Origin of the sequence: Streptomyces sodiiphilus (assembly GCF_039529215.1) — a bacterium.
GTDB classification, from domain to species: domain Bacteria; phylum Actinomycetota; class Actinomycetes; order Streptomycetales; family Streptomycetaceae; genus Streptomyces; species Streptomyces sodiiphilus.
Map to the genome: position 1 here is coordinate 55,217 of NZ_BAAAMJ010000068.1, position 13,163 is coordinate 68,379.

At 71.1% G+C, this 13,163-nt stretch carries 11 protein-coding genes; 5 read left to right on the forward strand and 6 right to left on the reverse strand.

The window, feature by feature from the left end:
* Positions 1–174: 174 nt before the first annotated feature.
* Positions 175–444 carry a hypothetical protein gene (locus ABD299_RS22105; protein WP_344265536.1) on the forward strand — a complete coding sequence of 90 codons (270 nt, stop codon included), beginning with the start codon at positions 175–177 and terminating at the stop codon, positions 442–444.
* 61 nt (positions 445–505) lie between these two features.
* Here the strand turns inward: ABD299_RS22105 and ABD299_RS22110 are convergent, their stop codons facing one another.
* Positions 506–1,129, reverse strand: coding sequence for an RDD family protein (locus ABD299_RS22110; RefSeq protein WP_344265539.1), 624 nt, complete (start codon positions 1,127–1,129; stop codon positions 506–508).
* Between the two features lie 75 nt (positions 1,130–1,204).
* On the reverse strand, positions 1,205–2,623 hold the full coding sequence (locus ABD299_RS22115) for an RDD family protein (RefSeq protein WP_344265541.1): 1,419 nt from the start codon (positions 2,621–2,623) through the stop codon (positions 1,205–1,207).
* A 389-nt stretch (positions 2,624–3,012) separates the two neighbouring features.
* On the opposite strand from ABD299_RS22115, the gene ABD299_RS22120 reads away from it, so the two are divergent.
* Together ABD299_RS22120 and ABD299_RS22125 are read left to right on the forward strand one after the other, a co-directional pair.
* On the forward strand, positions 3,013–3,462 hold the full coding sequence (locus ABD299_RS22120) for an SsgA family sporulation/cell division regulator (protein WP_344265543.1): 450 nt from the start codon (positions 3,013–3,015) through the stop codon (positions 3,460–3,462).
* A gap of 99 nt (positions 3,463–3,561) precedes the next feature.
* On the forward strand, positions 3,562–4,230 hold the full coding sequence (locus tag ABD299_RS22125; RefSeq protein WP_344265545.1) for an AMIN-like domain-containing (lipo)protein: 669 nt from the start codon (positions 3,562–3,564) through the stop codon (positions 4,228–4,230).
* Between the two features lie 62 nt (positions 4,231–4,292).
* Here ABD299_RS22125 and ABD299_RS22130 read toward each other — a convergent pair whose 3' ends face one another.
* Positions 4,293–4,769 carry an Lrp/AsnC family transcriptional regulator gene (locus tag ABD299_RS22130; RefSeq protein WP_344265548.1) on the reverse strand — a complete coding sequence of 159 codons (477 nt, stop codon included), beginning with the start codon at positions 4,767–4,769 and terminating at the stop codon, positions 4,293–4,295.
* A 136-nt stretch (positions 4,770–4,905) separates the two neighbouring features.
* Here ABD299_RS22130 and hppD point away from each other — a divergent pair, with 136 nt between their 5' ends.
* The gene (hppD, locus tag ABD299_RS22135) at positions 4,906–6,051 is read left to right on the forward strand and encodes a 4-hydroxyphenylpyruvate dioxygenase (RefSeq protein ID WP_344265551.1); all 1,146 of its coding nucleotides are present in this window, start codon (positions 4,906–4,908) and stop codon (positions 6,049–6,051) included.
* A gap of 100 nt (positions 6,052–6,151) precedes the next feature.
* Here hppD and ABD299_RS22140 read toward each other — a convergent pair whose 3' ends face one another.
* The 3 genes from ABD299_RS22140 to ABD299_RS22150 all read right to left on the reverse strand — a co-directional run bounded on the left by ABD299_RS22140 (position 6,152) and on the right by ABD299_RS22150 (position 9,860).
* On the reverse strand, positions 6,152–6,982 hold the full coding sequence (locus ABD299_RS22140; RefSeq protein ID WP_344265553.1) for a S16 family serine protease: 831 nt from the start codon (positions 6,980–6,982) through the stop codon (positions 6,152–6,154).
* A gap of 33 nt (positions 6,983–7,015) precedes the next feature.
* A complete protein-coding gene (locus ABD299_RS22145; RefSeq protein ID WP_344265555.1) occupies positions 7,016–7,660 on the reverse strand; it encodes an IclR family transcriptional regulator in 645 nt (214 codons plus the stop codon).
* A gap of 412 nt (positions 7,661–8,072) precedes the next feature.
* Positions 8,073–9,860 carry a DEAD/DEAH box helicase gene (locus ABD299_RS22150; protein WP_344265558.1) on the reverse strand — a complete coding sequence of 596 codons (1,788 nt, stop codon included), beginning with the start codon at positions 9,858–9,860 and terminating at the stop codon, positions 8,073–8,075.
* A 639-nt stretch (positions 9,861–10,499) separates the two neighbouring features.
* On the opposite strand from ABD299_RS22150, the gene ABD299_RS22155 reads away from it, so the two are divergent.
* Positions 10,500–13,118: a tetratricopeptide repeat protein gene (locus ABD299_RS22155; protein ID WP_344265560.1), complete on the forward strand. Its 2,619-nt coding sequence runs from the start codon at positions 10,500–10,502 to the stop codon at positions 13,116–13,118.
* The last annotated feature ends 45 nt before the right edge of the window (positions 13,119–13,163 follow it).

Genomic DNA, 13,163 nt, shown 5'->3' on the forward strand with positions numbered 1-13,163 from the left:
GCGTGCCGGGCAGGTCTGTTGTCGCATGACACCGTGCGCCCCCCGTGCCCCCGCCGCGCCGTTGATGTCAGGCTTACCCGCGAACCCGCGCGGGCACTGAGGCCCGTAGTGCCTCCCGGGGTCCCCTCCTTCCCGGGCGGCCGACAGCACCCTCCCGAGGACGGAAACAGCCCCATGCCGCATCCGACCCCCCGACATATCGCCTACGGCTCGGCCACGGTCATCCTCTCCACCTTGCTTCCCCTGCTGCTCGCGCCCGGAGTACCCGGAGCCGCGGTCGCCGCCCTGACGGCCGGCGCCCTGGGCCTCGGTCTGCTGGTGACGGTGACTCTCACCGCCCGCCGCCGCGCTCCCGGGCGCACCGTCGCCTCCGGCGGGCCCCGGGTACCGGTGCAGCGGACGCACCCGATGACAGCACCCGACAGGCCCGGAGCAAGGGTCTGACCCACCGCGCGCCCGCCGTCCCCGCCCCAGCGGCGGACGGCGGGCGCCGCACCGGGCCGGATCAGGACGCGGAGACCACCACCGTCTTGGCCGCCTTGTCGTGGACACACTGACGGTAGGGCCGGTCCCAGGTGCAGGACAGCACATTGAACAGCCAGAACAACAGGCCGATGCACGGCACCAGCAGAACCAGCGCGTAGACCGCCGAGCGGAACCAGCCCGCGTTCCCGCGCGGTACGGCGCCGTTGTCCAGCATCGCCACCCGCAGCCCCATCGCCATCTTGCCCAGGGTCTGGCCGCGCGCCGTGAACATCACTCCCTCGTAGAGGAAGTACAGGAGGAGCAGCACCGCCTGCTGCACATAGGAACGCGCGTCGGTGGCCTCCCCGTAGCCGCCCATCATCGGCCACAGCACCAGGATCACCGGGACGCCGACGACCAGGGCATCGATGACGCGGGCCACGAAGCGCCGTCCCAGGTTTCCCAGAGGCGGCATGCCGGCCAGCGGGTCCGAAGCGCCGTGCGCTCCGCCATACGGGTTGGAGCCGTACCGGTCGGGCGGCGGCCCGCCGAAAGCGGTGTCGTCCCCGCCGGGCGGTGGCGGCGGCAGCCCGGAAAATCCGTCCGGTTCCGGCGGCTCCGGTTCCGGGTCCCCGGGACCGGGCGGCGGCTGCTGGTTGCTCATGGCCCGAGTGGAACCCGAGCACGTCCGCCCCGCATCCGGCGCGGCGCATCCGGGCGAGCCAGTAGCCCGGGCGGGTCAGCGGACCGCGACGTAGGTACCGGCCGCCTTGTCGTGCCAGCACTGCCGCCACGGCCGGTCGCGCAGACACCAGGCGACGTTCACGACGCCGATCAGCACCACGGCAAGGGCTCCGAAAACCAGCCACCGGCGCAACGCGGCACCGAACGCCGGCGGTTCCTGCCCCTCCAGGTCGAGCACCCGGATGCCGCACAGCGCCTTGCCCGCCGTACGGCCCCACAGCGCGGTGGGCAGGGCGTCCCAGAGCAGCCCGGCCACCAGGAAGGCGCCGATCACCAGGGCGAGATAGGGGCCCGTCGTGGCGTCCACCAGCCAGATGTCCCGGGTGACCCCCGCCTGCTCCACAGCGGTCACCTTCTGCTGGATGTGCTCCCTGGCACGGTCCACCAGCGGCCAGGCAACGGCGGCGGCCCCGGCGAGCGGCACGAGGGAGTCCAGCAGCCGGGCCAGCAGCCGCCGGCCCAGCCCGGCGGGATAGGCCTGTTCGGCGCTGCCGAACAGCCGCACGGGCGGTGGGGAGGGCTCCCAGGGGGCGGCAGGCGCGGCGGGCTGCGGAACGGCCGCGGTCGGCGGCCCGGACGGGCCGGGGGCCGGCGCCGGCAGCCCGGACAGGCCCTGCGGAGCCGCCTGCCGGACCACCGGGGCGGCATCCCGCGCCGGTGGCGTGAGCTTCACGGGCTCCGGGCGCGGCGCGGGCACCGGCACTCCGCCCGCCTCCGGCCCCTGTTCGACGAGCTCGCGGACCTGTCTGGCCCACGACCCGCCCGCGGGCAGCTCGGTCCGGCGCAGACCGATGGTCTGCTCGCGCTCCCCGCGGGCGGCCTGCGGAGTGCCTGCCCCGGACGCGGCGGGCGCTGTCGGCCCGGGGGGCGCGGCGGGCGTGGTCGGCGTGGCGGGCCCCGGCGAGGCAGAGGCACCGGTGCCCGTGGGCCGCAGGAACGCTCCGCGCGGGTCCACTGCCGAGGGCACCGGACCGGCCGGAGCGGAGGCGTCCGCGGCAGGTGTCACCCCGCCCCGCCCGCGGAGTTCCGGCAGCGGGGCGGGACCGGCCGCCTGGGGACCGGCCTGTGCGGGGCTGCCACCGGGCTCCTGGGGCCGCGGGGGCATGGGGTCCTCGTCGAAGTAGACCGGCCCGGTCTCCTCCGCCTTCGAGGGAGGGGGCACCGCGGAAGACGCGCCCCCCGGAGCCGATCCTGAGGGCGCCTGCCCCTGGGAGGCCACCGGTCCGGGGGCGGCCCGCGGGACGACGCCCTCGGGCGGTGCCGGTGCCGGCTGCCCGTTCTCCGGTTCCGGGCGGCTGCTTCCCGGCACCCAGGACAGACCGTCCCAGTACCTGATGTACTCCGGGATGGAAGGGTCGGGATACCAACCGGGCCCCGGACTGCCGCCGGCGGTTCCTGCGGGTGGGGAGCTCATGAGCGGATCCGCATCTCCTCGTCCGTGCTGGGCGCTGTGTGGTGCTGAGGTGTTCCGAACCGGGGCTTCGCATGGTACGTCGCCGGGCGGCGGAGGGGGCCGGAACCCTGCTGGTGCGAGACCTTAACGAAGACCGCCGCGCCACGCCGCAGGATGCGGCCGCGGACACGCGATCGGGGGAAGGCGCCCGGGCCCGGGCCGCGCCGGGCGAAGCCGGGGGGAAGCAGGGTTTTTCGGCCAGGATCGGGGCAGGCGCGTGTCCGAGGGCGTATCCCGCTGAGAGCGGGTACTCCACCACAGCCGCGAAGAATCCCGACTCGCTTCAGTGACACAGGTCCGGAGTCCTCCCCTTCAGCGCAGCCTCGGGAAGCACAGGAAGGACGCACCGCATGCACACGATCGTCGAGCGCGAACTCGAACTGGAGCTGATCCTGACCCCGGAGCGCAGCATCCCCGTTCCTGCCCTCCTCTCGCACAGGTCGGACGATCCCTACGCCGTGCACATCACCTTTCACGTCGGCTCGTCCGCACCGGTGCACTGGACGTTCGCCCGGGAACTGCTGACCGAAGGGGTACGGCACCCCACGGGGCACGGCGACGTGCGCGTGTGGCCCACCTGGAACGAGGGTCACGGCGTGGTGTGCGTGGCCCTCAGGTCCCCGGACGGGGAAGCCCTGCTGCAGGCACCGGCCGGGGCGCTGTCGGAGTGGCTGGAGGAGACCCTGCGCGTCGTTCCCCCGGGCTCGGAGGCGAACCAGCTCGACATGGATGACGAGCTGTGGGCCCTGATGGCCTCCCACCCCTCCTTCCTCGACGATTCCGGCGAGAAAGGATGCTGAAGATACCGTCTTAAGAAATGCCTGTTCAGCGGCCTTCTTGCACCGGGAACCGTCACCGTGGGACCTTTGCGTTCCAGCCCGACGGAACGGGGGCCCACCGTGCCCAGAACCTTCATCGCAGCCGTGGCGTGCGCGCTGCTGCTTCCTCTGGGAGCCGCCTGCACCTCGGCGTCCTCGCCGGGAGAAGGGGAGGACCCGCCCGGCTCCTCCCCCACCGGCGACTCGGCACCGGGCGGGGAGCCGGAGCCGGAGGGGTCCGCGGACGCGGGGGACGACGGCCGGGCGGGCGGACCGGCGCGCCAGGAGGAGTGGCCGGTGGACGAGGAGTCCAGGGCCAGGGATCTGGCGCCGGTGCCGGACTGGGGCGTCACCTGGGTGCTCGACCTGCGCATGGGGCAGCACGAGGACCGCATCCGGCTGGTCATGGACATCGACGGGGACCTGCCCGAGTATCTGGTGGAGGAGACCGACGACCTCGGTGACCCCGACGACGAGCAGACCCCCGACCTGCCCCCCGGCGCCGCCTATCTCCACCTGCGGATGTGGCCCGCGCACGCCTGGTACTGGGACGACGAGGGGGACGAGCTGGTCAGCGTCTACCAGGGCCCGCGCACCCAGGACCGAGGGCTTCCGCAGGGAATCAACGGTCTGGCCTTCACCGAGTTCGAGGGCGCGAGCAGCCTGAGCATCTCTCTCGACGAGCCGATGGACTGGAAGGCCCACGACCTGGGCTCGCCCAACCGGATCGTGCTCGACCTCTACCGCTGAGCCGCCCCGCACCCGCCCCGCACCCGCCCCGCACCCGGCCTGCGCCGGCCCGGGCCTGCCGGCTACCGGCGGTCGAGGCCGGAGGCCAGCCTGACCAGTGGAATCATCCGCAGCGGCACCGGGTTCTCCATGACGATGGCCGTGGCCGCCCGGACGATGTCCTCGAACCCCACCACCCGGTCGATCACCCGCTGCAGATCCGCGTTGGAGCGGGCGACCAGTCGGCACAGCATGTCCCCCTGCCCCGTGGTGGTGTGCAGTTCCAGCACCTCCGGCACCCCCTGCAGGTGGCGGCGCACCTCGGCGCCCTTGCCCTGCCGGATCTCCAGCGTGGCGAAAGCCATGACCGGAAACCCGATCGCCGCCGGGTCCACCTCGGGCCCGAAGCCGCGGATCACGCCGCTCGCACGGAGCTTGTCCAGCCGCGCCTGGGCGGTTCCCCGGGCCACCCCGAGCCTGCGGGACAGCTCCAGCACACCTATGCGCGGCTCCCGTGCCAGCAGTTCCAGCAGCCGCCCGTCGAGTCCGTCGATCGCCATCGCCATCTCCTTCGGCCGCCCGGAGGGCTGGGCACCCTGTACAGATCGCCCGCTACCTTCGCGATAGTGCCATACACCATGCCCAGTTCACGGCACAACTATTGCGCAGCTTGTCGTTCGCGCGCACCCTGCGAACATGACTGAGACCACACACTCCGCTCCCCGCACCGCCCGTGAGGCCGATCCCTTCCCGGTGCAGGGCATGGACGCCGTCGTGTTCGCCGTCGGCAACGCCAAGCAGGCAGCCCACTACTACTCCACGGCGTTCGGGATGACCCTCGTCGCCTACCGCGGGCCGGAGAACGGCTACCGGGAAACCGCCTCCTACGTGCTGGAATCCGGTGCCGCCAGGTTCGTTCTCACCTCGGTCATCAAGCCCGCGACCGAGCACGGGCACTTCCTCGCGCGGCACGTCGCCGAGCACGGCGACGGCGTGATCGACCTGGCCATCGAGGTTCCCGACGCCCGTGCCGCCTATGCCCGCGCCGTCGAACAGGGTGCCCGCGGGCTCGAGGAACCGCACGAGGTCTCCGACGAGGACGGCACGGTGGTGCTCGCCGCCATCGCCACCTATGGCGAGACCCGGCACACCCTGGTCGAGCGCGGCAGCTACAAGGGCCTCTACCTGCCCGGTTACGTCGCGGCGCAGCCGCTGGTGCCCCGGCGCGAGAAGCGGACCTTCCAGGCCATCGACCACTGCGTCGGCAACGTCCAGCTCGGCCACATGAACGAGTGGGTGGAGTTCTACAACAAGGTGCTGGGCTTCACCAACATGAAGGAGTTCGTCGGCGACGACATCGCCACCGAGTACTCCGCGCTCATGTCGAAGGTCGTGGCGGACGGCACCCGCAAGGTGAAATTCCCGATCAACGAGCCCGCGATCGCCAAGAAGAAGTCGCAGATCGACGAGTACCTGGAGTTCTACGGCGGGCCGGGCGTCCAGCACATCGCGCTGGCCACCAACGACATCATCCACACCGTGCGCAGCATGCGCGACGCCGGTGTGCAGTTCCTCGACGTACCCGACTCCTACTACGACACGCTCGGCGAGTGGGTCGGCACCACCCGGGTTCCCGTGGACACCTTGCGGGAGCTGAAGATCCTGGCCGACCGCGACGAGGACGGCTATCTGCTGCAGATCTTCACCAAGCCCGTGCAGGACCGCCCGACGGTCTTCTTCGAAATGATCGAGCGGCACGGATCGATGGGATTCGGTAAGGGTAATTTCAAGGCTCTTTTCGAAGCCATCGAGCGTGAACAGGCGAAGCGGGGGAATCTCTAGTATCACCACCCCCCACATACCGCCCCCGCGACCTGCACTCGCGGGGGCGGTTTGCTGCGGCCGGGCCCGGCGGCACGGTCCGCTGCGTCCTCGGAACCCGTCAGCAGGAGGAGACGCGGCCGCCGGTCCCCAGCGCGCGGAGATCCGCCACCGCACCGGCCAGCGTGGTCACCGGGATCAGCCGCAGCCCCTGGGGGAGGCCGGACTTCGCGTCGCCGCACTCGCGCTCCGGGACAAGGAACACGGTCGCGCCGTCCCGGTGGGCGGCCTGCGTCTTGAGCGGGACCCCGCCGACCGCACCCACCGTGCCGTCCGGGGAGATGGTGCCGGTGCCGGCGACCGTCAGGCCGCCCGTCAGGCCGCCGCCGTTGCCGTCCCCCTCGATCAGGTCGATGATGCCCAGGGAGAACAGCAGCCCCGCGCTGGGACCGCCGACATCGGCGAGACGCAGCTCGACGGCCACGTCGCCGTCCTCCATCCCGAGATGGACCAGCGCGGCCTCCACCGCGGCCCCCTGCGACTCCCGCATCTGCGCGGTGCCGTGCTCGCGGATCTCCTCCGTGGTGTCCCCCACCGGGTAGACCGCGTCACGCGGCATCACGGCACGGTCGGAGGCGGCGTACCCCGCGATCAGCTCCGCGATTCCGACCCGGGCATCCGGCGACGTGGCGGCGATGGTGGTCATCCGCAGCTCCCCGTCCGTATCCCGCACCTCGGTACCGGAGATGCTGATGACGGGCTCGCCCTCGTGCTCGCCCAGTACGTCGGCTGTCATTCCCGGCTGGGCGACCGAGTACGGCAGCGGGGCCAGCGCGGCGACCCCCAGCAGCGCGGCCACGAGTGCGGAGCACAGCGTCAGCATCAGCGGGCGACGGCGGCGGCCGGGCGCGGTGGTCCCGAGGGAGTCGGTGACAGGCGGAGCAGCGGGCATGCCAGCGAATCTAACCCAACGCGCCGGGCCGTCTCACCGCAGGACGTCCGCCACTTCCTGCGCCGCCCGCACCACCCGGGGGCCGACTCCCTGCGGAACCGCCTCGCTCAGCATCACCACGCCGACACTGCCCTCGATGCCGCAGTCGCGGGGCAGCGGCGCCGCGGCCCCGCTCGCCCCCGCCTCCAGCTCACCGTGGGTGAGGACATAGCCGTCCTCCTCCTCGATGTCCTTGCAGCGGCCCGTCAGGATCGCCCGGCCCGCCGCGCCCCGGTCCAGCGGATGCCGGAAACCCGTGCGGTAGGCGACGTGGTAATCGGTCCAGCTCGGTTCCACGACAGCGACGGCCAGCGCGTCGTTGCCGTCCACCACGGTGAGGTGAGCCGTGGCCCCGACGTCCTCGGCCAGCGAGCGCAGCGCCGGCAGCGCCGCCTCCCGCACCAGGGGATGCACCTGGCGTCCCAGCCCCAGCACACCGACGCCCACCCGGGCCCGGCCACCGGCATCACGCCGCACCAGCGCATGCTGCTCGAGCGTGGCAAGCAGCCGGTAGACCACCGTGCGGTTGACACCGAGCTGCTTGGACAGCTCGGTCACGGTCAGTCCGTGGTCGGTCTCGGCAAGCAGCTTCAGGACCCGCAGGCCCCGGTCGAGCGTCTGAGAAGTCTCCGCGGTCACGACGCCCCCCTTCTCGGGTGAGTCCGGTGGCCGTCGCGTACGGCAGGACACCGACGGGAGGGTCGGCACGCTCGGGAACCCACCGGGTGTGGTGGCTAGGCACACAGCCGGTTGCGCTCCGGGGCGACTCTGCCACCGGGCTTGCGCGTGACCGGAAACCTATACAGGGGCACCGCTGAGCGGAAGAGCCTGTCCAGAATCCGAGCACTCCGAGCGCCGTTTTGGCCGGATAGCGCACGCAGCAGCGAACATCCGCGCCTGCGCCGACCGGATACCACCCGTTTCCGGGCAGCGGGGGCGGCTTCGCTCAGCACTCCGTCAGCACTCGGTCACGACCCGCCAGAGTCCGGCCGAACGGATCCGGCCGGTCTCCGCAGGCCCTGACCGAGCGCTCAGGCGGCGTACTCCCGGCTCAGCGCAGCCGGGTCGCCCACTCCCGCACCTTGGCGATGCGCTGCTGCAGTTGCCCCGCCGTGGCCTCGGCCGTGACCGGACCGCCGCAGGCCCGGCGCAGTTCGGTGTGGATGACACCGTGCGGCTTGCCCGACTGGTGCGCGTAGGCGCCGACCAGGGAGTTCAGCTGCTTGCGCAGCTCCATCATCTCCTTGTGGGTGACCACCGGGCGCCGGTCGGCCGGCATCTCCAGCAGGTCGGCCTCCTCGGCCGGCTTCCTGCGGCTGTGCGCGATCTGCCGCGCCTGGCGCTTCTGCAGCAGCATCTGTACCTGGTCGGGTTCCAGCAGACCGGGGATTCCCAGGTAGTCCTGCTCCTCCTCGCTGCCGGGGTGGGCCTGCATGCCGAACTCGGCCCCGTCGTACATCACCCGGTCGAAGACCGCCTCGGACTCCAGCGCCTCGAAAGGGAGCTGGTCCTGGTCCCCGTCCGCCTCGTCCTTCTGCTTCTCGGCCTCCTTGAGCAGGTCGGCCTCCTCCGCGTACGGGTCGTCCTCGCCGCTCTTCTTCGGCTTGTCCAGGACGTGGTCGCGCTCGACCTCCATCTCGTGGGCGAAGCCGAGCAGCGCGGGGATGGTCGGAAGGAACACCGACGCGGTCTCGCCGCGCCGCCGGGACCGCACGAAGCGGCCGACCGCCTGGGCGAAGAACAGCGGGGTGGAGATGGTGGTGGCGTACACGCCGACCGCGAGCCGGGGAACGTCCACGCCCTCGGAGACCATCCGGACCGCGACCAGCCAGCGGTCGTGGGACTGCCGGAAGTCCTCGATGCGCCCGGAAGCCCCGGTGTCGTCGGAGAGCACCACGGTCGGGGACGTTCCGCTGATCTCCCGCAGCAGCTTCGCGTACGCCCGCGCGGAGTCCTGGTCGGTGGCGATCACCAGGCCGCCCGCGTCCGGGATCGCCCGGCGCACCTCGGTCAGCCGGCGGTCGGCGGCGTTCAGCACGCTCGGCATCCACTCACCGCCGGGATCCAGCGCGGTGCGCCACGCCTGCGAGACGGCGTCCTTGGTCATCGGCTCGCCGAGCCTGGCGGCCACCTCGTCGCCGGCCTTGGTCCGCCAGCGCATGCTGCCGCTGTAGGAGAGGAAGATGACCGGCCGCACCACGCCGTCGCCCAGTGCGCTGCCGTACCCATAGGTGTAGTCGGCCACCGAACGCCGGATGCCGGCCCCGTCCTCGGCGTAGCTGACGAACGGGATGGGGTTGGTGTCGGAGCGGAACGGTGTTCCGGTCAGCGCCAGCCGCCGGGTAGCCGGCTCGAAGGCCTCCAGACAGGCCTCGCCCCAGGAACGGGAGTCGCCGGCGTGGTGGATCTCGTCCAGGATGACCAGCGTCTTGCGCCGTTCGCACCTGTTGCGGTGCAGCATGGGCCGCACCCCCACCCCGGCGTAGGTGACGGCGACGCCGTGGTACTCCCTGCCGAGCGGCCCGGCGCTGTACTCCGGGTCCAGTTTGATGCCGATTCTCGCCGCCGCGTCCGCCCACTGCTTCTTCAGGTGCTCGGTGGGGGCGACGACCGTGACCTGCTGGACGACATGATGGTGCAGCAGCCAGGAGGCCAGGGTGAGCGCGAAGGTGGTCTTGCCCGCACCGGGTGTGGCGACGGCCAGGTAGTCCCGGGGCTGCTTCTCCAGATAGGTGTCCATCGCGGCCTGCTGCCAGGCGCGCAGTTTGCCGGCGGTGCCCCAGGGGGCTCGTCCGGGAAACGCCGGTGAGAGATGGTGGGAAGTCGAGGTGGTAGTCACGGTCTCCGCAAGGCTGGCTCGGCGATCAGCAACCGCGCCAGACTACCCGGGCCCGGCACTCACCCGTACGAGCGACAGCGCCACCCGGCCGGGTGCGTCCCGGATCACACCCGCCCCGCCAGCCCCCGCAGCCCCTCCCGGATCACCGGGACCGGGTCCCGCCCGGGGCGGGATCGCCTGTGAGGGCCCTCCACGAACCGGCAACCGCCTCAGTCCTGCTCACCCAGCTTCCGCAGCAGGTCCGCGTGGACCACCGCGAACTACGCCCGGCTCTGCGCACAGTGGCCCGGCTTGCACCGTCTGCCAAGGTAGCGCTCCACCGCCGACACCACCACTGCGTGCATGCTGCGGCCCTCCTCGTCGGCCCTTCCCGGAGGACTCGCTGTACGTCGTCCGGCAGTACGAGGTTCATGGCCGCCCAATATGACACAGCCGCCCGTGCCGACCGGCGCAACAGCAGGGCTGCACACCCATACGCGGAGGGCTGGCATCTGGCGCAGCCGTCGTCACACGGTCTTCCACCGCACAGCGCCTGCTGGGCCCTGTTCCGGCAGTACCGGCAGTCACGTTACGGTCACTGGACGGGGCCTCGCGCGGGCCGCCGGGATACTGCATGTCACGTGGGCCCGAGGAGGTCAGATGGCGCGAGTGAACTTGCGAGCCGCCTTTATCAGCGGTACGTCGTCCACCGTCTCCGCTCAGCAAGTGTTCACCAACCGTACGGACGAAGTAGCCGCGTTCGACCGCGCCCTGACCGAACTGCGCCGGACACTGGACACCGAGATCTCGCCCGTCGTCGATCGCGCGCAGGGCAGGCGCAATGTTCTGGCCTACTACGGAGTGGGCGGCATCGGCAAGACCACCCTTTCCCAGGAACTGGAACGCCGCCTCCTCGCCGACGCCGACGGCCGGAACGCCGTGTCCGTACGAATCGACCTGGCAGAAGACGGCGCTTCGGACATCGAGACCCTGCTTCTGCGCCTGCGTGCGGGAATGGGAGCTCTGGGGAACCGGTGGCCCGCCTTCGACCTGGCCCTTGCCTCCTACTGGGCTCGCGCCCATCCCGGGGAAGCGCTGCAGGACTTCCTGGACGCCTCCCCCGCAGTACGACGAGCGGCACGCAGCGTCGGTCTGAGCGAGCAGATCGCGGCGAGTGTCGAGCACTTCGCCCCTGACGAAGCCGGCGGGCTGGCAGGGCTGGCGCAGCGGGCCGCGCTGGCCACCTACCGGGCCATCCGTAACCGGGTACGAGAGGGACGGCTGCTCTCGGAGTGCGAACTGTTCGCCGAGCTGATCGAGGCGGACGCCACCTACGAAACACTCTCGTTCTTCCCCTATCTGCTGGCATGGGACCTCGAGCAGCAGCAGAGCCGGGGCGGGCGCCGCCCGGACGTCTGCGTCTTCCTCGACACCTTTGAGGTTCTGGGTTCCCACGCCGACCGTGTTGCGGAACAGTATCTGCAGCGCTGCGTCTACCTGATGCCGAACACGCTGTTCGTCATCACCGGCCGGAACCGCATCGACTGGGCGGACACCGGGATGAGTGGAGAACTGGACTTCACCGGACCCGAGCGCTGGCCGAACCTGCACTTCAGCAATGACACCGCGGAGCCGCGCCAGCATCTCGTGGGTTACCTGTCGGACTCTGACGCCGAGCGCTATCTCTGTGAGGCACTCACGCGGGACGGCGAACCGGCGATGCCCGCCCCGGTCCGGGAACGGATCATCTCCGGGGCCCAGGGGCTGCCTCTCTACCTCGACCTGTCCGTTTCTCATTTCGTCGAGTTGCTGTCACGCGGCAGACAGCCCTCCGAGGACGACTTCGGCGGTTCCTTCACTGCCGTCGCCACTCGGTCGATCAGGGATCTCCCACGGGAAGAGCGTGATCTGGTACGAACAGCCGCGCTCGTCGACCGTGTGGACGCGGGTCTTCTCCGATCCGGTCAACCCTCCCTGCCGGACGGCTGCGTCGCACGCTTCCTCCGCCGCCCCTTTCTGACACACGACGACGCCTACGACCTTCCGTACGCCTTACACATGGCCTTGCGCGTGGCCATCATGGACGCCGACCGAGGGCTGGCAGACGGTTGGTCGGACCACGACCGCCGGGAGGTCGCCGCTCGGCTGCTGCGCGCGCTGGGAGACAGGCTGGGGCCCTCCGCCGACCGCACCGCCGCTGCTCAATCACTCGAATCGGGTCTCAAGCTCTCCGGAACCTACGGTGTCTTCGAGAGCTGGATGGCACGGGCCGTCCAGCAGTTGGTGGAAGCCGGTCAGTGGACACAGATCGGAGCGGGGCTCACCTCCGGCCAGTCGGGTGTGCCGGAGTTCCGGGCGATTCGCGCTGCCGTGCAGGGAGTGCAATTGCGCCGCACCGGTCGCGCCCCGGAAGCGGTCCGGCTGCTCGACGGCGCGGACACAGACCTGGACCCGGGCAGTCCGGTGGCCCAACTGGTTCGTCTGCACCTTGCCCACGCTCTGCGGAACCAGGGTGACTACACGAAGGCCGCTGAGTTCTACCGACATCTGCTGGACGGTGAGTTCGGCGCTGCCGCCCGCTACTGGCTCTGCGATCACGACTACCTCAACGGCCGTTTTCGCGCGGCCCTCCACACTCTGCTCAGCGAGGAAGGCGGCAGTCCGGCGGAAGAGGGCGAACGGCTCCGGCTGATCGGACACATCTGGCGCGTCAACGCCCGTTTCTCCGAAGCGACCGCGGCCTACCGTGAAGCGATCACCCTGGCCCGCGCGGAAGGGCTCGCAGCCGCCGAGGCGAAGGCACTGGTCAATCTTGCGCAGACGGCCTGCTGGTCCGGCGACGGCTCCGCCGTGTCCACGGCTGCCGCTCAGGCCCGGGAACTGCTCGACCTGGTGCCCAACCCGGTCGAACTGGTCAAGGTCAGATCTGCCGAAGCGATGGCCTCGGCGACCGCCGGCGACTCGGCAGCCGCAGGGGAGGCCATCCGGGACACCCGGCGGCTGGCGGACTCGATCGGTTACCGCGGTGGGCACAATCTGGCCGATGTAGCGCAGGTGCTCCTGAGTTGCCGTCTCGGCGACCTCGAGAGTGCTCACCGCACCCGGAGTGAACTGGACATCCGCACGAGCGAGTCGGGCGGAAACACCTACTGGGTACCCATCGTGACGTCATGGCTCGACGGGGTGGAGGCAGCGGCAGCGCACACGCCTTCCGTCGACTGGATCGACGGCGCGGCAGCGGCACTCGTCCGCTGGGCGCGGGTGGGCCCTCCCCGGTGAAGCAGCCGCCCAACCGGGCTGTGTCCCCTCGTTCCTCTTCCCTCC